Genomic DNA, 19,781 nt, shown 5'->3' on the forward strand with positions numbered 1-19,781 from the left:
CGGTAATGCCCCTATAGATCACCAGTGCTTTCCCTGTCCTTTCCGACCCGGCATTCGCCGCGCGTCCCATTCCTTTGAAGGCTTGCCATGCCCGACGCTCTCGACCTGCTGCGCACGCGCCGTTCCTCCCGCATCATGGACCTCGCGGAGCCTGCCCCCACCGCTGCCGATCTCGACACCATCCTCACCATCGCCGCCCGGGTGCCGGACCATGGCAAGCTTGCCCCCTGGCGCTTCATCGTGTTCGAGGGCGAGGGCCGCGCCCGCGCCGGCGAGGCTTTCGCCAAGGTGCTGGCGGCCAAGGATCCGGAAGCGAGCGAGAAGCGGCTGGAGGAGGAGCGCCACCGCTTCCTCAGGGTGCCGCTGGTGGTGGCGGTGGTCTCCAGCGCCGCGCCCCATGTGAAGATCCCCGAATGGGAGCAGCTCCTGTCCGCCGCCGCCTGCTGCCAGAACATGCTGCTGGCCGCCCTGGCGCTAGGCTATGGCGCCACCTGGATCAGCGAATGGCCGACCTATGATGCCAACGCCCGCGCGGCTCTGGGCCTTGCCGCGCATGAGCGCATCGCCGGCTTCATCTATATGGGCACCCCCGCCCAGAAGATGGAGGACCGCCCGCGGCCGGACCTCGGGCAGATCGTCACCCGGTTCTGAGGCGCTCCTTCAGTCCCGCCGCGCGCAATGGCAGTCGGCCAGGTGGTCATCCACCAGGCCGCACGCCTGCATGGCGGCATAGACGATGGTGGGGCCGCAGAATTTGAAGCCCAGGCCCTTCAGGCGCTTGGACAGGGCCTGCGAGGCCGGCGTCTGCGCCGGCACGTCGGCGATGCGGCGGGGGTGGTTCACCTGAACCCGGCCATCCACCGCCTCCCACATGAGATCGGCAAAGGCGATGCCTTTCTCCTGAAGGTCGAGATAGGCGCGGGCGGAGAGCACCGCCCCTTCGATCTTGGCGCGGTTGCGCACGATGCCGGCATCCTGCATGAGCGCTTCCACCTTCGCCGCATCATAGCGGGCAATGCGCTCCGGCTCGAAGCCATCGAAGGCGCGGCGGAAATTGTCCCGCTTGCGCAGAATGGTGATCCAGGCGAGGCCGGCCTGGAACCCATCCAGCAGCACTTTCTCGAACAGCGCCCGGCTGTCATGCTCGGGCACGCCCCATTCGGTGTCGTGATAGGCCATGTAGAGCGGGTCGGTCCCACACCACGGACAACGCAAGCGTCCATCCGCGTGCTGCAACGCCTCACCACCGCTCATAAAGATCCTCCTGTCAGGGCGCCTTGGATGCCTTGAATTTCTGGTCGAGGGCGCTGACCTTGCGCTCCCATTCGAGCGAGAAGTCCGCCCAGGCCGGCGGTTTCAGCTCCACCTCGACCCCGCCGGCGGTGAGGGGCACGCCCTCGGCGCGGGCATCGGTGACCCGGTCGAGCCGGGCGGTGACGATGGCATGGCCGCCGTCCGCCGACATTACCCGGCCGATGGCCTTGTCGCCGGCCATGATCTCGGTGCCGACTTCCGCCACGCCGGGAAACTCGGCTTCCACCAGGCGGTTGCGGGCGGTGGTGCGGTGCTCCATGCGGCTCACCACTTCCTGGCCCACATAGCAGCCCTTCTTGAAATCCACCCCGCCCAGCTGGTCCATGTCGGCCTCATGGGGGAAGGTCTCGCCATAAGCGAAATCGGGTCCGCCCTTGGGAATGCCGAAGGCGATGCGGTGGGCCTCATAGGCCGCCGCATCGGCGGGCAGCGCCTCCGCCACGGCGCGCGGCACCACCACACGCTGGCCGAGGGCGGCGAGGCGCGGATCGGTGAAAGCCACGCCCTCGGGCGCCACCGCGTCACCGAACACGGCGACCACGGCGCTGTCGTCGGCGGTCTCGAACGCCACCTTGGCCCGCAGGCGATGGAAGGTGAGGCGCTTCAACAGGTCTTCGACCCGCTCGGCCGGCGCGTCGAACAGGAAGCTCTCCTCGCCATCGCGATAGAGCAGGAAATCGGAGATGATCTTGCCCTGGGGGAACAGCAGCGCCCCGTAGCGGGCTTCGCCCGCGGACATGGTGGCGACGTTGCAGGTGATGACGCCGTGGAGAAACTTGGCGGCCTCGGGGCCGCTGGCACGAATGAGCGCACGATCGGTCAAATGAACGACGGGCATGGGGCCGTCCTTTCTGAAAGAATGACCAAGATGTAAGCCGAGCCTTCCCGCCCCTCAAGCCCGCCGGCGCACAGCGGGCACCGCAAGCGGTTGCGGGCGAGCGACCGGTCGCGCACCATGACACCAGCGAGGGCGCCCGCCGGCGGTGCGGGGCGAGGGTAAGGATTTTCGCATGATCTCCTGGGCAGTGGCGCCGCTGGCGTTCGTGGCGATGTTCACCGGCGCGTTCCTGGCCATGGCGCTGGCCCGTTCGGCACCGGAGGACTTCCTCTCGGACAACACCCGCGACACCCTCAAGGTGACCGTGGGGCTCACCGCGGCCATGACCTCGCTCATCCTCGGCTTCATGACCACCTCCATGCGCAACAGCTATGCGGCGACCGAGGAGGACGTGCAGCAATATGCGGTGAGCGTGCTCGCAACCGACCTGGAACTGCGGCACTTCGGCGCCGCCGCCTGCCCCGCCCGGCAGGAGCTCGGGCGCTATGTGCGCCTGCTGCGCAGCGAAACCTGGGGTCGCGGCAAAGCTCCCGCACCCCCGGCCGGTGCGGCCAGCGGGATTGGCGGACAAAGCGAGGCAACCGCGCAATTGCTGCGTCTCGACGAGGCGGTGCGCGTGCTGGTACCTGCCACCGACGATCAGAGGGCGAGCCGCAGCGCCGCCATCGACGGCATCAAGAGCCTTCTGAACCAGCGCTGGAAACTCAGCCGCGATGCGCAAAGCAGCATTCCCCGCCTGTTCGTGGTGGTGGTGATCTGCTGGCTCGCCCTCATCTTTTTCAGCTTCGGCTGGTTCGCCCCGCGCAACGTGCCCGGAATCACGGCACTGGTGCTCTCCTCCATCTCCATCGCCGCCGCCCTGTTCCTGGTGGTGGAGATGGGTGAGCCCTTCTCCGGCCCCATGCAGATCGCCGCCACGCCGCTGGTGGACGTCATGCACACCATGGAAAGCCACCCCTGCCCCGGCACGACCGCACCCGCCCCTGCCGGCTGACCGCGACCCCGCCGGGCAACTGGACTTGCAGCGCACGTGCGCCGGACTTGCGCCGGACTTGCGCCAGACTTACGCCAGACTTACTTGCGCCGGCCCCCTCCAGGGGTTTCAGTGGGCGCGACCTTTGCAGCGATCCGGCCATGACACACGCTCTTCCCCGCACCCTTCTCGCCCGTGACCGCGCCATTCCATTGGGCCCGCGCACCCTCATCATGGGCATCCTCAACGTCACGCCCGATTCGTTTTCCGACGGCGGCCGCAGCGCCCAGGTGGACGACGCGCTGGTCAACGCCCGCCGCATGGTGGAAGAGGGCGCGGACATCCTCGACATTGGCGGCGAATCCACCCGACCCGGCCACACGCCGGTTTCGGCGGACGAGGAATGGGCCCGCATCGCCCCGGTGCTGGAGGCGCTGGCGCCGGAAAATGCCGCACCGGTTTCGGTGGATACCTACAAGGCCAATGTGGCCGCCAAGGCCCTCGCGGCCGGCGCCCACATCGTCAACGACATCTGGGGCTTCGCCTTCGATCCCGACATGGCGCGGGTGGTGGCGGATTACGGCGCCGCCGCCGTCATCATGCACAATCGCGCGCAGGTGGATGAGGGCATCGACATCATCGCCGACATGCTGGACTTCTTCGCCCGCGCCCTGGACAAGGCCGATGCGGCGGGGGTGAGCCGCGACCGGCTGGTGCTCGACCCCGGCGTGGGCTTCGGCAAGACCTTCCCGCAGAACCTCGCCGCCGTGCGCCGGCTCGGCGAATTGCGGGTGCTGGGCCTGCCGCTGCTGCTGGGCACCTCCCGCAAATCGCTGATCGGCAAGGTGATCGACACCACGCCGGCGCAGCGCCTGCCGGGCACCATCGCCTCCAACGTCATCGGCATCATGGCCGGGGTGGAGATCATCCGCGTGCACGACGTGGCCGAGCATGTGCAGGCGGCACGGGTGGCCGAGGCCATCCGGGACGTGCCATGACAACCGCTGACGTGACAACCGCTGACGTGACAACCGCTGACGTGACAAGCGCTGACGTGACAAGCGCTGACAGGACCACCGCTTACCTGTGCCTCGGATCCAACGTGGGCGACCGCACGGCGACGCTCGCCCTGGCACTGGGCGTGCTGGCGCGGGCCGGCCTCACCATCCGCGCCCGCTCCTCGCTTTATGAAACCCCGCCCTGGGGGCCCATTCCGCAGGGGCCCTATCTCAACCAGGTGGTGGAGGTGGAAAGCCCGGTTCCCGCGCGCAGCCTGCTGTTCCTCAGCCTGCTGGTGGAGCGCATGCTGGGCCGCGACCGCAGCCGCGAGGTGCGCTTCGGCCCGCGCCGCATCGACATCGACATTCTGCTGTTCGGCGCGGCGCAGGTGGACGAGCCGGATCTGGAAATCCCCCACCCCCGGCTGCTGGAGCGCGCCTTCGCGCTCGTGCCGCTGGTGGAGATCGCCCCGGCCATCACCATCGGCGGGCAGAGCGCGGCGGCCGCCCTCGCCGGGCTCGACCGCAGCGGCATCCGCGCCGTGGCATAACGCACCGTGGCATAAAAAGCCCCCACGCCGACCAGCGGCGCGGGGGTTGGAGGCACACGATGTCAGGCCCTGAGGGTCACGCGCCTGACAACCAGTGCAATGGAAAGCGTCTCATGCCGCCGGCCTCGGTCTTCGACCGGTCTCAAACTGGCTCTCTCAAGCGCTGCACGGGCTTGGCGAAAGATCCATGAGCCGCGCTCATGGATCTTTGCATCAGTGCGGGCGCATGTTGGCGGTGAAGGTGTCCACCTGCCGTTTCACCTCGTCCTTGGCATAGCCGTAGCGCTGCTGCAGCTTGCCCTCCAGCGCTTCCCGATGGCCGGCGATCTCGGTCAGATCATCGTCGGTCAGCTTGCCCCACTGGGCCTTCACATTGCCGGTGAACTGCTTCCAGTTGCCTTCGATGCGATCCCAATTCATGGCTCACCTCCGTTCGCGTTGATGACACCTTCTCAACGCCCTCCCCCCGGATGGGTTCCCCTTTTTGGGAATCCCCGGTACGGACAAGGTCTGCGCGCGGCGGCGTGAACTGCGCGGATAAGCTGAGGACGAGGCGTGATGACAGCAGCGCGGACCGAGGATGACGCCAAGCTCGCCGAAGGCGTTGTGAAGGGCGAGCGCGCCGCGCTGGCGCGGGCCATCACCCTGGTGGAATCCCGCCGCGCCGACCATCGCGCCCGCGCCCAGGCCCTGCTGCAGGGCCTGCTGCCGCGCACGGGCGGCGCCTTCCGCGTGGGCATCACCGGCGTACCCGGGGTGGGCAAATCCACCACCATCGATGCGCTGGGCACCTATCTCACCGGCCTTGGCCACAAGGTGGCGGTGCTGGCGGTGGACCCCTCGTCCAGCCGCACCGGTGGATCCATTCTCGGCGACAAGACGCGCATGGCGCGCCTGTCAGTGGATCCGCGCGCCTTCATCCGTCCCTCGCCCTCCAGCGGCACCTTGGGCGGCATCGCCGCCAAGACCCGCGAGACCATGCTCTTGTGCGAGGCCGCCGGCTTCGACGTGGTGCTGGTGGAAACCGTGGGCGTCGGCCAGTCGGAAACCGCGGTGGCCGACCTCACCGACACCTTCCTGGTGCTGATGCTGCCCGGCGCCGGCGACGAACTGCAGGGCATCAAGAAAGGCGTGCTGGAGCTCGCTGACATCGTCGCAGTGAACAAGGCTGATGGCGACAACATCCCCCGCGCCCGCGCCGCCGCCAGCGAATATCGCGCCGCCTTGCACCTTCTGGGGGCCCGGCAGGCCCATTGGTCGCCTCCGGTGCTCACCTATTCGGCTCTGACCGGCGACGGCATCGCCGAGGTGTGGGGCCAGGTGGAGCTGCACCGGCAGAAATGCGAGGCCGCCGGCACCTTCGCCGCCACCCGCCAGGCCCAGCAGGTGCGCTGGATGTGGACCCTGCTCAACGAGCGGCTGGCGGAAAAAGTGACCACCGACCCGGCGGTCAAGGCCCGCCTGCCGGCGCTGGAGCAGGAGGTGGCGGCCGGCACCCTGGGCCCCGCCCTCGCCGCCGCCGAGATCGCCCACCTCATCGGCCTGTAACTCCGCCGGTCGCTTGCCGGAGGCGCCGCCATGACCCGCCGCCTGCTCATCTGCGCCTTCGGCCCGTTTCCGGGGGTCGCGGCCAATCCCGCCGAGGCCATCGCCCGGGCCCTGGGGCGACGGCGCTGGCCGGGCGACATTGCGGTGGCGGTGGAGATCCTGCCCACCCGCTGGGCGGTGCTGCGTCGCCTGCCGGCGCTGCTCGGCCGTCACGCCCCCGACGGCGTGCTGCTGCTGGGCGTCGCCGCCCGCCGCCGTGCGCTGTGCGTGGAAACGCGAGCCGTGAACCGCGCCACCGATCGTCCCGACGCCATCCGTGCCCACCCCGATCACCACCAGCTGGTGGCCGGCGGGCCAGCTGTGCGCCGCACCACCCGCCCGGCCCCGGCCCCTGCTGGCCGCCGCCCGCGCCGCCTTCACCCCCGCCCGCCTGTCGCGCGATGCCGGGCGCTACCTGTGCAACGCCAGCTATTTCATTGCTCTCGAAAGCCTGCCCGCCGTGCCGGTGGTGTTCGTGCATGTGCCGGGTCTGCCCCGCGGCAGCCCGCGGCCACCGGCGGGGCTGACGCGGGCCTGCGCGGGAGTGGTGACGGCGCTTGCGGCGCAAGCCCGGCGATCGTGAGGCCGCGTCGCGCGTGGCGGTGATGTTTGCGATTTTCTCGCCGCGATGGGCCCGTCGTCCTTCTCATCGCCGCAGCGATGGCTTAAAGCCCGGCACAGGTCAGGATCCACGCGCCGATTCCCAGCCAAGACAGGCAGCCCCGTGACCATTTACCTGCCCATCGCCGAATTGCCGGTGGCCATCTTTTCCGTGTTCGCCATGGGGCTCGCGGTGGGCTTCATCTCCGGCATGTTCGGCGTGGGCGGCGGCTTCCTGATGACCCCGCTGCTGATCTTCACCGGCGTGCCGCCGACGGTGGCGGTGGCCAGCGTCTCGCCCTACATGGCCGCCTCGTCCTTTTCCGGTGCCCTCTCCTATCTGCGCAAGGGCATGGTGGACCTGCCATTGGCGGGGGTGCTGCTGATCGGCGGCCTGGTGGGCACCCTGGCCGGCGTGCTGCTGTTCCTCTGGCTGCGCATCATTGGCCAGGTGGATCTGGCCATCCGCCTCGCCTACACGGTGCTCCTGGGCACCATCGGCACCATGATGCTGGTGGAAAGCGTGCGCGCCATCCGCCGGACCCGCCGCGGCGCCGCGCCGGTGGTGCGGCGGCCGGGCACTCACGCCTGGTTCATGCGGCTGCCGCTGAAGATGCGCTTCCGCCGCTCCCGCATCTATGTCTCGGCCATTCCGGTGGTCGGCATCGGCTTCATGATCGGTTTGCTGGGCGCGGTGCTGGGCGTCGGCGGCGGCTTCATCCTGGTGCCCGCGCTCATCTATCTGCTGCGGGTGCCCACCACCACGTCGGTCGGCACCTCGCTGGTTTTGACCCTCGTCACCATGGCGGCCGCCACCGTGCTCCACGCCGAGGCCAATGGCACCGTGGATGCGGTGCTCGCCTTCGTACTGATGATCGGCGGCACCATGGGGGCCCAGTTCGGCGCCCGCACCGGCCAGACCATGCGGCCGGAGAATCTGCGCTTCCTGCTGGGGCTGCTGGTGCTGGCGGTCGGGCTGCGGGTGGCGGTGGATCTGGTGCGCCACCCCTCCGACCTCTATGTGCTCACCACCATCGAGGTGCGGCGATGACCCCGCCCGTCCGCGCCGCGGCCGCTGGGCGCCGCTCCGGCCGGATGCGCGGGCTGTGGACGGCCGCCCTCGCCGCCGCCAGCCTCGCACTGGCCCTGCCGGCCGGCGGAGCGGAGCCCGAGCGCGATCGGCTGGTGGTGTCCATTTCCGAGCCGGTGGTGCGCATCACCTCCACCTTCAGCGGGGCCAGCCTGGTGGTGTTCGGCGTGGCTGAGGTGGCAGGCGCCGACACGGGCCCAGACGCGCGCCCCCCCGACATCGTGGTGACGGTGCGCGGTCCACAGGCCAGCTACGTGGCCTGGCGCAAGTCCCGCGTGGCGGGCCTGTGGGTGAACAGCGACAGCCGCACCTTCATCGACGTGCCCGCCTTCCTCTCCGTGCAGTCGAACCGCCCGGTGGAGGACATGGCGAGCCCGGAGGTGCTGCGGACCGAGCAGATCGGCCTGTCGCGCAATGTGCTGCTACAGCGCGTCGGCCCCGATTTCGCCGACGTGGTGCCCACCGACTCCTTCCGCCAGGCCTTTCTGCGCATCCAGGGCTCGGAGGATCTTTACGAGGAGAATCCGCGCGGCGTGACCTTCCTCGCGCCCCGGGTGTTTCGCACCGAATTCGACATTCCCGGCCGCGCGCCCATCGGCCGCTACGACGTTTCTGTCAAACTCTTGCGCAACGGACAAGTTACCGCGCAATCGACTGAGCATTTCGAGATTATAAAGAGTGGATTTGAGCAAAATATCGCCATTTTCTCTCAAAATGACGCGCTTCTTTACGGGATTGCAGTTGCCATTGGTAGCCTGATAATCGGATTTATCGGAAACTTCCTTTTTAGACGCGAATAAACCGAACATTTTCCAAAACTCGAATGCGAAAAATACCGACTAGAGACATTCCAACATCATTATTCCATTACCCATTGGCAGGACCACATGGGTTACCTGTGCTTTTTTGCTTGAAGTTCCTGAGATGACGCGCCAAAGAGGGCGCGAAACGATGCGATGCGATGCCTCCGGCACATGCGCTTCGGGTGCCAAGCCCTGACCGGCGCCCGTTGGGACGGGACGGAGCCTTCCGGCTCCGTCCCGCTTCCCGTCGCATCATTCTCGCTCCGCGGCGGTGGCCCCCATAGCCTTCCGCGGTCTTTTCGGGCATAGCTGCCAGCGACTGGAGCGTGACCGTCGGTCCTTCACCGATTGGCCGGCGCCACGCCAGAGGCAGCCCGCGCCAGCCGCGCCGGGCCGCGCAAGGATGGAGGCGGGTTTGGCAGGCAGCATCGCAATTACCGTTGAAAACGGCATCGCGCATCTGGTCCTCTCCAATCCCGAGCGCCGCAACGCCATCTCTTCCGCCATGTGGCAGAGCCTCGCGCGGTTCGCCCATGACGCGGAGCGCCGCACCGACATCCGCGTGGCCGTGCTGCGCGGCGAGGGCGACCGGGCCTTCTCCGGCGGCGCCGACATCTCCGATTTCGATTCCGCCCGCTCCGACGCCTCCGGCGCCCAGGGCTACGACGAACTGGTGGAAGCCGCCTGCTCGGCCATCGAGGGGCTTGCCTGCCCGACCCTGGCGCTGATCCATGGCGCCTGCGTGGGCGCCGGTGCCGCGCTGGCGGCAAGCTGCGATCTGCGCCTCGCCGCGGATGATGCCTTCTTCGCCATTCCCGCCGCCCGCCTGGGCCTCGGCTATGATCCGCGGGGCATGGGCCGGCTGCTGCGCGTGTTCGGCAGCCAGGGCACCCGCCACCTGTTCTTCACCGCCGACCGTCTGAGTGTGGCGCGCGCCTATGAGATCGGCGCCGTGGACGTCATGGCCGCCGCCGCCGACATCGATGCCACCGCCGCGCGCCTCGCCCAGCGCATGGCCGAGAACGCCCCGCTCACCCTGAAGGCGGCCAAGCTGTCGATTCGCGCGGCCGAGAGCGGTGCCGGAGCGCTGCTCGCGGAGGCCCGGCGCGCCACCACCAGCGCCAATGCCAGTGCCGATTATCGCGAAGGCCGCCTCGCCTTCGCCGAGAAGCGGGCGCCGCGCTTCTCGGGGGCCTGAACGGGCCCTCACCTTCTGTTGAAGACCTCTCCAGCGGGATTGGACAGGAGCTATGCGGGACGATATGGTCCGCGCCCGCATCGCCGGTGGGGCGTAGCCAAGAGGTAAGGCAGCGGATTTTGATTCCGCCATTCCCTGGTTCGAATCCAGGCGCCCCAGCCACCACCGCGACCCACCCGCATCTCGTGCCCCCTCGAGTACCGTCAGGCGCCAGCCACGACACACGAAGTCGCACCCCGCTGCCCTTCCGGCAGCTCTGCGGGCCCTTTAAAGATCAAACTGGAACGAAATAGAAAGCCTCCCCTATTGGCAGGCCGTATGGCTCGATTATGATCGCGAAAGTAGCAACGGCCCGCACGAATGATCCGCCTCCCCCACATAAGAACGGAAAGCAAACTGGGCCTTGCGGCGGGTCTTATCGCGCTTTTGTTCTTGAGTTATTGGATTCATTTGGAGCGTTCGTTCCAAGAGGACAGGGAAGGCACGCGCGCAGCGGGCGAGTTGCGCGCAGAACAACTTTCGGAGGTGGTCCGCCAATCCTTCGACGCGACCTTCCACACCATCTCCTTTGTCCTGGAAGAGATCGTCGAGGACCACCTCGGCCACCTGGACGACTTTGATACCTCCGCGCGACGCGCGCTCGGCCTGCTTCCGCTGCAGGCACCAATCTCGGTGGGGCTTTACGATATTCATGGTGTCGCGGTGGTTTCGGCTCCGGCGGGTGCGCCGCGCGACATCGCCACCTCCTCCTATTTCCGCAAGCTGAAGGCGGCCCGAGGGGAGCTGGCGGCAATGGTGGTGGGCGAGCCGGAGCGGCAGCCCGGCACGGATGCCTGGGAGCTCCCGTTTGCCCGCGGCATCTGGCGCGCCGGGCAGCTGGCGGGCGTGCTGGTGATCCGCATGCCGCTCAGTTATTTCTCATCCAAACTGGATCAGATCGGCCTGGGCAGCGGTGACGTCGCGCAGCTGCTGAGCCTGCCCAGCGGCCTCATCCTCATCAGCAGTTCCCAGGGCCTCTCCCGCGTCGGCGCCCAGGCACCGGCGCATCGCCCGTTCTTGACCGATGACAGTCCCGACAGCGGCACGCGGGTAGTACCGAGCGAGGATGGCCGGGATCAGCGCATCATCGCCTGGGCGCGCATGCCGCTCTATCAGGCGGCGGTGGTGGTGGACCTCTCCGAGACCACCCTGCTGGCCAGCATCGACGACAATATCGCCGCCGACCGCCGCTATTTCCTCGTCAATACGATCCTGATCCTGGGCCTGCTGGCGGTGGTGGCGACGCTGGTGTTGCGGGCGATGCGCCAGCGCCAGGCGTTGTCGGCGCAGGAAGCCATGTATCATGGCCTGTTCGAGCAGAACCGCTCCATCAAGCTGATTTCCGATCCGGTGACCCGCCAGATCCTGGCCGCTAACCAAGCGGCATGCACCTTTTATGGCTACAGCCGCGAGCAGCTGCTGCGCATGAAGATCACGCAGATCAACTGCCTGCCGCCGGACGAGGTGCAGGCCTGCATGAACGAGGCGCTGAAGGCCAACAAGCCCTTCTTCCTGTTTCCCCACCGCCTGGCCTCCGGCGAGATCCGCAAGGTGGAGGTGTATTCCGGCCCCGTGACGCTGAGCGGCCGGACCGTTCTTTACTCCATCATCCACGACGTCACCGACCGGTTCGAGCTCGAGGAGCGCCTCAAGGCCAATGAGCAGCGCTACCGCACCATGTTCGAGGTGATGCCCGCCGGCATCGTCATGGTGAACGGCAAGGGGGAGATCGACGCCTTCAATTCCGCGGCGCTGGAGATCCTGCTTGCCGACGCGCAATCCCTGCAGCGTCGCGAGAAGCCCCTGTTCGACCCGTCCGGGCGCCGGATCGACGTCAGCGAGCGGCCAAGCATGCGGGCGCTCTCCACGGACCTCAACCACGAGCTGTTCTATGTGGATGGCGATGAGGGCCAACGCATCTGGGCCACTTTCAACTCCCGCCGCCTGCCCCCGAAGGCGGATGGCACCTCACAGGGCGCGGTGATCGCCTTCTCCAACATCACCGAGATCATGCGGCAGGAAGAAAAGCTGCTGGTCAGCCAGCTGGTGTTCGATTCCACCACCGAGGGCATCATGGTGACGGACCCCGCCGGCCGGCTGATGGCGGTGAACCGCGCCTTCACCCAGATCACCGGCTACACCGCCGCCGAGGCGCTGGGGCGGCATGCCTCATTCCTCTCCTCCGGCGCCCATGACGAAGCCTTCTTCCGCGCCTTCTATGAAAGCCTCAACTCCAAACTGTCGTGGGAAGGGGAGATCATCAACCGCCACAAGGACGGCCACGATTTCGTGGAGCGGCTGGTGATCAATGCCGTGGTCCGCGGCAATGGCCTGCGATCGGGCTATGTCGCCATCTTCTCCGACATCACCGCCCGCAAGGAGAAGGAAAAGGAGCTGTGGCGGCAGGCCAATTTCGATGCGCTCACCAGCCTGCCGAACCGCACCCTGTTCCTCGATCGCGTCGAACAGTCCCTGGCCCAGGCCGCCCGTCGGCGCCAGCCGGTGGGGGTGCTGTTCATCGACCTCGACCGCTTCAAGCCGGTCAACGACCGCTATGGCCACGCGGTGGGTGATGACCTCCTGAAGGCAGTGGCCTTGCGCATCACCTCCTGCCTGCGGGGGGAGGACACGGTGGGCCGGCTCGGCGGCGATGAATTCGTGGCGCTGTTGCCCATCATCACCGATCAGGCGAGCGCGGTGGCGGTGGCGGACAAGGTCCTCACCGCGCTGCACGAGCCGTTCCTGATCGGCGGCCGCATCATCTCCATCGGCGCCTGCGTGGGCGTGGCGGTGGCGGAGAATGGGGTGGGCACCGCGGCCGATCTGCTCAAGAGCGCGGATGGCGCCATGTATCAGGCCAAAGAGGCCGGCCGCGGCCGGGTCGCCATCGCCGCGTGAAGCGGTGGCGCGACGGGACGGAGGTCACCGGGCTCAGTCGGCGGCCAAAGCGGCGTCCAGACGGTCAGCGATGGTGCGCAGCACCTTGACCCGGGCGAACCTCTTGTCCTCCGCTTCCACCAGGGTCCATGGGGCAAGGTCCGTGGAGGTGCGGTCGACCATCTCGGTCACCGCCGCCTCGTAGAGCGGCCACTTCTCGCGGTTGCGCCAATCCTCCGGGGTCAATTTGAAGCGCTTGTAGGGGATCGTCTCGCGCGCCGCGAAGCGCCGCATCTGCTCATCCTCGCTGATGGCTAGCCAGAACTTCACCACCACGATGCCGCTGCGGTCGAGCTGCGCCTCGAAATCATTGATCTCGCCATAGGCCCGCCCCCACTGGTCCGGCGTCACCAGATCCTCCACCCGCTCCACCAGCACCCGGCCATACCAGGAGCGGTCGAAGATGGCGATGCGCCCCTGCGGCGGCACGTGGCGCCAGAAGCGCCACAGATAGGGGCGCGCGCGCTCCTCGTCGCTGGGCGCCGAGATGGGGTAGACGCGAAAGTGCCGCGGATCGAGCGCCTCGCGCAGGCGCATGATGGTGGAGCTTTTGCCGGCCGCGTCGCTGCCCTCGAACGCCACCACCAGCCCGCGCCCGGCGAAGGCCGGCGACGTGGTGGCGCGGGTGATGCGCGACTGCTCATGGGCGAGTTGCGCCTCGTAGTCCGGCTTCTCCAGCTTGCGGGTCAGGTCGAGGGTGGACAGGATGGAGAAGGCCGGCAGCGTCTTCGGCACCTGGGTCGGGCTGGGCGGCTGGTGGACGCCGCCATTGGCGCCGTTGGCGGTCATGGCGCGCAGCTTCTCCAGCAGCACGCTGCCGATCATCGCATCGCGATAGTCGGCGTCACTGGCGGGCACCACGTGCCAGGGCGCGAAATCGGTGGAGGTGATGCGGGCCACATCCTCGGCGGCCCGGGCCAGGCGCTCGCGCTCCTTGGCGGTGTCGAGCTCCTCCCACTCGCGCACCACCGGGCGCCGATAAGGGCCCTCGCTGAGCGCTTTCAGCCGCCGGCGCGCCTCGGCGGCGTCGAGATAGAGCCACAGCTTGAGCACGCACACACCCTCGGCGTGCAGCATGGCCTCCAGCCGACGCACGTCTTCCAGCGCCGCCACGAAGGCGCCGCGGCCAAGCCGGCCCAACACCCGGTCACACAGCGGCTTGTGATACCAGGAGCCCAGCATCATGCCGATCTCGCCAGAGGGCGGCAGCCCCCGCCAGTACTTCCACATGGGCGGGTGGCCATCGTCCTCCCGGCAGGGGCGTTCATAGGTCAGCGTCTGCAGCTTGCGCACATCGAGCCAACCGTAAAGGCGATTGAGCACGGCACCCTTGCCGGCCCCATCGGGGCCGTGGATGAGCACCACCAAGCTGCGCTTCTTCTGGTCGATCAGCTGGAACTGCACATTGAGCAGATCCTCGCGCAGGCTCGGCTCCAGCGCCTTGAAGGCCGCCTTGTCCAGCTTGTGCTCCACCTTCGCGGAATCGAACATGTGCGTTCCCTCTGCCACCCGTCCCCGCGACACGGGGCGCGGGCTCCAATGGCGGTCAGACCTAAGCGTTGCTCTTCGGTGTCTTCACCGACGGCACCTTGATCCAGGCTTCGCCGTCGAGCACGACCTCGCCCTTCACCGAGCAGATGCAGGACAGGCGGGCGCGCAGACGCTCGGGAATGAGCTCCACCACCCGCACCTCCACATCCACCGTGTCGTCGATGCGCACCGGCGCGCGGAAGTTCAAGGTCTGGGAGATATAGACTGCCCCGGGCCCCGGCAGGCGGGTGCCCAGCACCGCCGAGATCAGGCTGGCGGTATAGAGCCCATGGGCGATGCGCCCGCCGAAGGGGGTCTTGGCCGCGAAATGCTGCGACAGGTGGATGGGATTGCGATCACCGGTCAGCTCGGCAAAGCCCACGATGTCGGACGACGACACCGTTTTGGACATGCGCTCCGTGCGCCCGACGGTGAGATCCTCAAAATAGAGATTCTGCAGTTCAAGAAACATGGGCGCCCCATTGTTCGGGATTGGGGCGCGGACTGTAGTGCGCCCGCGCCGCCGTGGAAAGCGCCCCCATGGCCCGCCGCCGGGCCGGGTTCCCTCAGGCCTTGTCGTCGGCCGTCTGCAGCTTCTTCATCAGCTCCTCGAGCTGCGGATCATGGCTCGCCGGCAGCACAAGATTGGTCCGCACCAGCAGGTCGCCATGGCCGCCGGCCGCCGTGGGCAGCCCCTTGCCGCGCAGGCGGAAGGTGCGCCCGCCGGAGGTCCAGGCCGGAATCTTCAGCTCCACGCTGCCCGACAGGGTGGGCACGCGGACCTTGGCGCCCAGCACCGCGTCCGCCAGGGGCACGTCCACATCCTGCCGCAGATCGTCGCCGTCGCGGGTGAAGGTCGCGTGCGGCGCATAGGCGATGGTGACGTAGGCATCCCCGGCCGGACCACCCATGGGGCTCGGCTCGCCCTGCCCCTTGAGGCGCATGCGATGGCCTTCCCGGGTGCCGGCGGCGATCTTGAGGTCGAGCTGTTTGCCGTTGGGCAGGCCCACCCGCTTGCTGGCGCCGTGGGTCGCTTCCTCGAAGCTCACCGGCAGGGTGATCTCGGTATCGGCGCCCGGCTGCGGCGCGAAGCCGCCGCCGGCGCTGCGCCGCTGCCGGCCGAAGCCGAAGATGTCGCCGATATCCTCGAAGCCGCTCCCCTGGGCGCCGCGCCGCCCCGTGCGGCGCGCGCCCTCCGGGCCAAAGGAGAAGCTCTCGAAAATCGTATCGCCGTCGAAACCGGAAAAGCCGCCCGGCCCCTGCCGCCGGCCGCCACCGAACCCCGAGAATTCCGGCGCCCGCGGCTTGCCTTCCGCGTCGATCTCGCCGCGGTCGTACTGGCCGCGCTTCTCCTTGTCGGCCAGGATCTCGTGGGCGGTGTTCAGCTCCGCGAACTTGTCCTGCGCCTTGGGGTCGTCGACATTGGCATCAGGGTGCAGCTTTTTCGCCAGCCGCCGATAGGCGCGCTTGATCTCGGCTTCGTCGGCGGTCTTGGAGACGCCGAGGACGTCGTATGGATCACGCATGAAATCTCACCTCGCCGGCCGGCGCTCAAGCGGCCAGCCGCGTTCAAGATGTGGGTCCATGGCGCGGAAAATGCAACGGGGTCATGGCCCGGTTCGCGCAACAATCGACGTCACGCGCTGCCCAGCACCCGCACCTGATTGAGCACCGTGCCGCCTTCGGCGCGGCAGGCCTCGCCCTGCACCCAGCGATCGGTGGTTTTGCCATCCACCACCGCGATCATGAAGTCGCGGCACCCGCCGGCGCGCGCGGTGCCGATCGGCGTCGCGGTGCCGCGTACCCCGGTCTGCGCATTCTCCCACGGCACGCTGATGTCACGCTCGCCGGACGCCAGGGCCTGATCCAGGGCGAGCTTGGCCTGCTGCCAATCACCAGCGGCGATTCCCCGCGGCGCCGACCCGCGCGGCTCACGCAGGCTCGCCGCCCGCGGGGTAATGGAGCCGGTGGTCAGATCATCGTCACCGAGCGGTGCCGTGCTACAGGCGCCGCAGGACAGGGCCGCGGCGAGCAGCATCGCGCCAACGCCGATGCGGAGGACTTCGCGAACACACGCAGTGCCCCTATAAGGAAGCGGCCCTCCGAATGGCGGGGCGACCGGGATTCGGCGAGACACGAGGGGCTCCACATGACGACGGACACCACCATGGAACCCCAGAACCCCTTAACAACTGGTGATTTTACCGACGCTGACGAGCCTTTCCGGCTGTTCGCGTCCTGGTTCGCCGATGCCGAGAAGAGCGAGATCAACGACCCCAACGCCATGGCGCTCGCCACCGTCGACCCCGACGGGCTGCCGGACGTGCGCATGGTGCTGCTCAAGCATGCCGATGCCGACGGCTTCGTCTTTTATACGAACACGGAAAGCGCCAAAGGGCAGGAGCTGGCCGCCACCCCCAAGGCGGCGCTGGTGATGCACTGGAAGTCCCTGCATCGCCAGGTGCGCGCACGCGGCCCGGTGGAGCGGGTGAGCGACGCCGAGGCCGACGCCTATTTCGCCAGCCGGGCCCGCCTCTCGCAGATCGGCGCCTGGGCCAGCCGGCAGTCGCGGCCGCTGGAAGGCCGCTTCGCGCTCGAGGCGGCGGTGGCCGCCACCACCGCGAAATACGCCCTCGGCAGCGTGCCGCGCCCCCCCCATTGGACCGGCTTCCGCATCCGCCCGGTGCAGATCGAATTCTGGCACGATCGCCCGTTCCGGCTGCACGACCGCATCGTCTTCCGCCGTGCCGCAGCGGGGGAGCGCTGGAGCAAGACCCGCCTGTATCCCTGAACCACAACCGTCGCGGATAGCCCCGAGGCTTTGCATTGGCAACGGTTCGTGGCAACAATGGTCCTAACCAGGGTGGAGCAACGCAACTTTGACGAGCTCTTGACCATCGCCGTTTCCGCGCACGAGCAGGTGATGCCTTCGGCATTGGCACCTGCACGCGGCGCCCGGGCCGGCGGCGAGCAGCAGGGCCGTCGAGGAACACAGGCGCAAAGAAGACGTGGTCATGCGCCCTAACGAACCGAGGCCGATGGCATTCAGCGCAGCGCGACCGGCATCCGCGCCGGACGGCGTTGCAAGGGCCCCTGTGGCCGGCGGCGCCTCCGGGAGCGCGCCTGCGGGCGCATCCGGGACGGGCGGCGCATCGACCGGCCCGCAACGCCCAATGCCTGCTGACGTCGTGCCCGCGGCGCCAGCAGCGTCAAGCGCGGGCCCTGCTCCGTTGTCCCCCGTTCCCTCGGGACCGTTGCAGGTGGTGCTGTTCAGCGCCTTCTACGCGCTGCTGCTGCTGGCGCTGCTGAGCGCAACCCGCAATGGCGGACAAGATCCCCTGATCTGGCCCGCCAATGCGGTGGCGGTGGGAACCTACCTTCTGTTCGTCGGCCGACGGCTGGGCTGGTCCACCCTCGCCGTGGTCCTGGCCACCGGCCTCGTGCACCAGTTGCTGGGCGACAGCATCGTCATGACCCTCGCCGCCGCCGCGGCCGCCGGCTTTTCCTTCGGCCTCACCGCCTGGTGGTGCGAGAGCGTGGGGCTCGATGCCAACGCCCGCCTGGACGTGCCTGAGATGGCGGGTCTCATTCCCATCGCGGTGGTCACCACCGTTCCGGGCGCCCTGGTGGCCGGCGTCGTCTCGGCCTGGACCCGGAACGCCGAGGTGGGGCTGACGGTGCTGCAATACTGGAGCTCCAGCACCGCCGCCATTCTGCTGCTGCTGCCGCCCCTGCTGCTGGCCCCCGCCCCCGTCGCGCACACGCGCCGCCGGTATTTCCGGCTGGAGATGGCAATAGCGAGCCTCGCGCTCGCGACCCTCATCGCCGTGCTCGCGATGACCCAAAGCAGCCTGCCTCTCGACGCCACCACCTGTGTGCTGCTGTGGTTCGCGTTTCGCCTGGGCCTGCGGCCCACGGCGCTGGCGGTGGCGGCGCTGGCCATCAGCCTCGCGGTGTTTCGGCTGATGCATCTCGGCCTGCCGGCCCTCGCCAACGACCTGCTCGGCTTGGTCCAGCTGCAGGTGCGCCTGGTGTTGACCGCCTGCCCCGCCCTGCTGATCGCCGCCATCACCGCGCGCAGCGCCCAGCAGCAGGAGGCTCTTGAAGAAAACCAGCGCCGGCTCTCCTACGCGCTGGAAGGCGCCAATGACGGCATCTGGGATTGGCATATTCCCAGCGACGCCATCTTTTTCAGCGCCCGGGCCTATCGCATGCTCGGTTACACGCCTCTTGACGACGCCCCCACCCTGTCGCGCTTCCGCGAGCTCATTCATCCTGAGGATCTGCCGATCGCGGTGCAGGCGTTCCGCGACCATGCGGAAGGCCGCCACAGCCTCTACCAATGCGAGCTGCGCGGCCGGCACCGCAATGGCGCCCACGTCTGGCTGCTTGCCCGCGGCAAGATCGTCGAGCGCAACGAGCAGGGCCAGCCGGTCCGCATCGTCGGCACCATCACCGACGTGTCACAGAAGAAGCACCTGGAAGCCGCTCTGGAGCACGCCGCCAGCCACGATCCCCTGACCGGGCTCGCCAACCGCTCCACCTTCGATCGCGCCATGGAGCAGGCGCGCCGACGCCTCGCCCGTGACGACCTGCCGTTCGCGGTGCTGCTGGTGGATCTCGACCATTTCAAGCGCATCAACGACGTGCACGGCCACATCGCCGGCGACCTGCTGCTGACCACCATCGCCCGCCGCCTGCAATCGGCGCTGCGCGCGGGAGACATGGCGGCGCGGTTCGGCGGCGACGAATTCGCCGTGGTGGCCACCGGCAAGACGGCGGAGGAATTCGCCGCGCTGGCCGATCGCCTGCACGCCCACCTGTCGCGGCCGGTGGAGAGCGAAGGCCTGGTGCTGCCGGCGTCCATCTCCATCGGCATGGCGGTGGCCACCCAGTCCATGGTGGACCTGGTGGCGCTGGTGGCGGAAGCCGATGCCGCCCTCTACATGGCCAAGGATGCCGGCCGCAACACCTGGCGCGCCCTGGGCATGCTGGGCGAGGGCAAGGGCAGCGACAAGGTCGCCTGACCCCTATGCGCCAGTTGCACCACACATGCCGCGCACCGCCCCGTGCGCCCCGTCGCCGCTGCGGGCCCGCCTCTGGTCTGCGGCACGGGCTTGTGCCGCTGACACACCCGGCCCCACCGCTGCCGGCCATGCACCAAAGGCACCTTGCACCGCTCCAACACGGCACAGCTCCAGCATGACGGCCCCAGGGACCGACGCCTGCGAGTAGGGCCTGCCTTGAGAAGGCTGGGCTTGAGAAGGCCGAGCTTGAGAAGGCTGGGCTTGGGATACGCGCCTCTGAACACACCGACGGCGCG

Annotated in this window: 19 protein-coding genes, 1 tRNA gene and 1 pseudogene; 14 read left to right on the forward strand and 7 right to left on the reverse strand. The window is 68.3% G+C overall.

Annotated features, from left to right (window positions below; genetic code table 11):
• The first annotated feature begins 87 nt into the window (after positions 1–87).
• Positions 88–651 carry a nitroreductase family protein gene (locus ACU4E7_RS20100; RefSeq protein ID WP_238121295.1) on the forward strand — a complete coding sequence of 188 codons (564 nt, stop codon included), beginning with the start codon at positions 88–90 and terminating at the stop codon, positions 649–651.
• A 9-nt stretch (positions 652–660) separates the two neighbouring features.
• On the opposite strand, the gene ACU4E7_RS20105 is transcribed toward ACU4E7_RS20100, so the two are convergent.
• Together ACU4E7_RS20105 and ygfZ are read right to left on the reverse strand one after the other, a co-directional pair.
• A complete protein-coding gene (locus ACU4E7_RS20105; protein ID WP_238121294.1) occupies positions 661–1,254 on the reverse strand; it encodes a DNA-3-methyladenine glycosylase I in 594 nt (197 codons plus the stop codon).
• 13 nt (positions 1,255–1,267) lie between these two features.
• Positions 1,268–2,152: a CAF17-like 4Fe-4S cluster assembly/insertion protein YgfZ gene (gene ygfZ / locus ACU4E7_RS20110; protein ID WP_447019918.1), complete on the reverse strand. Its 885-nt coding sequence runs from the start codon at positions 2,150–2,152 to the stop codon at positions 1,268–1,270.
• A 172-nt stretch (positions 2,153–2,324) separates the two neighbouring features.
• Between ygfZ and ACU4E7_RS20115 the strand changes: the two genes are divergently transcribed.
• The 3 genes from ACU4E7_RS20115 to folK all read left to right on the forward strand — a co-directional run bounded on the left by ACU4E7_RS20115 (position 2,325) and on the right by folK (position 4,674).
• Positions 2,325–3,146: a bestrophin-like domain gene (locus tag ACU4E7_RS20115; protein ID WP_238121292.1), complete on the forward strand. Its 822-nt coding sequence runs from the start codon at positions 2,325–2,327 to the stop codon at positions 3,144–3,146.
• Positions 3,147–3,286: 140 nt separating this feature from the next.
• Positions 3,287–4,123 carry a dihydropteroate synthase gene (folP, locus tag ACU4E7_RS20120; RefSeq protein ID WP_238121291.1) on the forward strand — a complete coding sequence of 279 codons (837 nt, stop codon included), beginning with the start codon at positions 3,287–3,289 and terminating at the stop codon, positions 4,121–4,123.
• A 56-nt stretch (positions 4,124–4,179) separates the two neighbouring features.
• Complete coding sequence (gene folK / locus ACU4E7_RS20125; protein ID WP_447019919.1) at positions 4,180–4,674, forward strand: 2-amino-4-hydroxy-6-hydroxymethyldihydropteridine diphosphokinase; 495 nt, start codon at positions 4,180–4,182, stop codon at positions 4,672–4,674.
• 213 nt (positions 4,675–4,887) lie between these two features.
• Here folK and ACU4E7_RS20130 read toward each other — a convergent pair whose 3' ends face one another.
• Entirely contained in the window at positions 4,888–5,094 is a 207-nt protein-coding gene (locus ACU4E7_RS20130; protein ID WP_238121289.1) for a CsbD family protein, read from the reverse strand.
• A gap of 138 nt (positions 5,095–5,232) precedes the next feature.
• On the opposite strand from ACU4E7_RS20130, the gene meaB reads away from it, so the two are divergent.
• The 8 genes and pseudogenes from meaB to ACU4E7_RS20170 all read left to right on the forward strand — a co-directional run bounded on the left by meaB (position 5,233) and on the right by ACU4E7_RS20170 (position 12,889).
• The gene (gene meaB / locus ACU4E7_RS20135) at positions 5,233–6,222 is read left to right on the forward strand and encodes a methylmalonyl Co-A mutase-associated GTPase MeaB (RefSeq protein WP_447019920.1); all 990 of its coding nucleotides are present in this window, start codon (positions 5,233–5,235) and stop codon (positions 6,220–6,222) included.
• A gap of 30 nt (positions 6,223–6,252) precedes the next feature.
• Positions 6,253–6,522, forward strand: a pseudogene (locus ACU4E7_RS20140) (pyroglutamyl-peptidase I family protein); the annotation flags it as partial.
• Positions 6,523–6,538: 16 nt separating this feature from the next.
• Positions 6,539–6,844, forward strand: a complete 306-nt coding sequence (locus ACU4E7_RS20145) for a hypothetical protein (RefSeq protein ID WP_447021702.1) — start codon at positions 6,539–6,541, stop codon at positions 6,842–6,844.
• Positions 6,845–6,985: 141 nt separating this feature from the next.
• Positions 6,986–7,912: a sulfite exporter TauE/SafE family protein gene (locus ACU4E7_RS20150; RefSeq protein WP_238121286.1), complete on the forward strand. Its 927-nt coding sequence runs from the start codon at positions 6,986–6,988 to the stop codon at positions 7,910–7,912.
• Positions 7,909–8,751 carry a TIGR02186 family protein gene (locus ACU4E7_RS20155; protein ID WP_447019921.1) on the forward strand — a complete coding sequence of 281 codons (843 nt, stop codon included), beginning with the start codon at positions 7,909–7,911 and terminating at the stop codon, positions 8,749–8,751. The genes ACU4E7_RS20150 and ACU4E7_RS20155 overlap by 4 nt, the downstream gene beginning before the upstream one ends.
• A 418-nt stretch (positions 8,752–9,169) precedes the next feature.
• Complete coding sequence (locus ACU4E7_RS20160) at positions 9,170–9,952, forward strand: enoyl-CoA hydratase-related protein (protein WP_238121284.1); 783 nt, start codon at positions 9,170–9,172, stop codon at positions 9,950–9,952.
• Between the two features lie 87 nt (positions 9,953–10,039).
• Positions 10,040–10,114 (forward strand) — tRNA-Gln (locus tag ACU4E7_RS20165).
• Between the two features lie 363 nt (positions 10,115–10,477).
• Complete coding sequence (locus ACU4E7_RS20170) at positions 10,478–12,889, forward strand: diguanylate cyclase domain-containing protein (protein ID WP_447019922.1); 2,412 nt, start codon at positions 10,478–10,480, stop codon at positions 12,887–12,889.
• Between the two features lie 33 nt (positions 12,890–12,922).
• Here the strand turns inward: ACU4E7_RS20170 and pap are convergent, their stop codons facing one another.
• From pap to ACU4E7_RS20190, 4 genes are all read right to left on the reverse strand, one after another.
• Positions 12,923–14,419 carry a polyphosphate:AMP phosphotransferase gene (gene pap, locus ACU4E7_RS20175; protein ID WP_238121282.1) on the reverse strand — a complete coding sequence of 499 codons (1,497 nt, stop codon included), beginning with the start codon at positions 14,417–14,419 and terminating at the stop codon, positions 12,923–12,925.
• A gap of 61 nt (positions 14,420–14,480) precedes the next feature.
• A complete protein-coding gene (locus ACU4E7_RS20180) occupies positions 14,481–14,930 on the reverse strand; it encodes a MaoC family dehydratase (protein WP_238121281.1) in 450 nt (149 codons plus the stop codon).
• A 94-nt stretch (positions 14,931–15,024) separates the two neighbouring features.
• Positions 15,025–15,984, reverse strand: a complete 960-nt coding sequence (locus ACU4E7_RS20185) for a DnaJ C-terminal domain-containing protein (protein ID WP_238121280.1) — start codon at positions 15,982–15,984, stop codon at positions 15,025–15,027.
• 110 nt (positions 15,985–16,094) lie between these two features.
• Positions 16,095–16,496, reverse strand: a complete 402-nt coding sequence (locus tag ACU4E7_RS20190) for an RT0821/Lpp0805 family surface protein (RefSeq protein ID WP_447019923.1) — start codon at positions 16,494–16,496, stop codon at positions 16,095–16,097.
• Positions 16,497–16,607: 111 nt separating this feature from the next.
• On the opposite strand from ACU4E7_RS20190, the gene pdxH reads away from it, so the two are divergent.
• A complete protein-coding gene (pdxH, locus tag ACU4E7_RS20195) occupies positions 16,608–17,249 on the forward strand; it encodes a pyridoxamine 5'-phosphate oxidase (RefSeq protein ID WP_238121278.1) in 642 nt (213 codons plus the stop codon).
• 439 nt (positions 17,250–17,688) lie between these two features.
• Complete coding sequence (locus ACU4E7_RS20200) at positions 17,689–19,485, forward strand: diguanylate cyclase (protein WP_447019924.1); 1,797 nt, start codon at positions 17,689–17,691, stop codon at positions 19,483–19,485.
• The last annotated feature ends 296 nt before the right edge of the window (positions 19,486–19,781 follow it).

The organism is Xanthobacter sp. ZOL 2024 (assembly GCF_052932325.1).

Coding starts and splice junctions, on each gene's coding strand:
- ACU4E7_RS20115 (WP_238121292.1), top strand. CDS start 2,325: ATGATCTCCTGGGCAGTGGCGCCGCTGGCGTTCGTGGCGATGTTCACC.
- ACU4E7_RS20180 (WP_238121281.1), bottom strand. CDS start 14,930: ATGTTTCTTGAACTGCAGAATCTCTATTTTGAGGATCTCACCGTCGGG.
- ACU4E7_RS20155 (WP_447019921.1), top strand. CDS start 7,909: ATGACCCCGCCCGTCCGCGCCGCGGCCGCTGGGCGCCGCTCCGGCCGG.
- meaB (WP_447019920.1), top strand. CDS start 5,233: ATGACAGCAGCGCGGACCGAGGATGACGCCAAGCTCGCCGAAGGCGTT.
- ACU4E7_RS20130 (WP_238121289.1), bottom strand. CDS start 5,094: ATGAATTGGGATCGCATCGAAGGCAACTGGAAGCAGTTCACCGGCAAT.
- ygfZ (WP_447019918.1), bottom strand. CDS start 2,152: ATGCCCGTCGTTCATTTGACCGATCGTGCGCTCATTCGTGCCAGCGGC.
- ACU4E7_RS20105 (WP_238121294.1), bottom strand. CDS start 1,254: ATGAGCGGTGGTGAGGCGTTGCAGCACGCGGATGGACGCTTGCGTTGT.
- folP (WP_238121291.1), top strand. CDS start 3,287: ATGACACACGCTCTTCCCCGCACCCTTCTCGCCCGTGACCGCGCCATT.
- pdxH (WP_238121278.1), top strand. CDS start 16,608: ATGACGACGGACACCACCATGGAACCCCAGAACCCCTTAACAACTGGT.
- ACU4E7_RS20190 (WP_447019923.1), bottom strand. CDS start 16,496: ATGCTGCTCGCCGCGGCCCTGTCCTGCGGCGCCTGTAGCACGGCACCG.
- ACU4E7_RS20185 (WP_238121280.1), bottom strand. CDS start 15,984: ATGCGTGATCCATACGACGTCCTCGGCGTCTCCAAGACCGCCGACGAA.
- ACU4E7_RS20100 (WP_238121295.1), top strand. CDS start 88: ATGCCCGACGCTCTCGACCTGCTGCGCACGCGCCGTTCCTCCCGCATC.
- pap (WP_238121282.1), bottom strand. CDS start 14,419: ATGTTCGATTCCGCGAAGGTGGAGCACAAGCTGGACAAGGCGGCCTTC.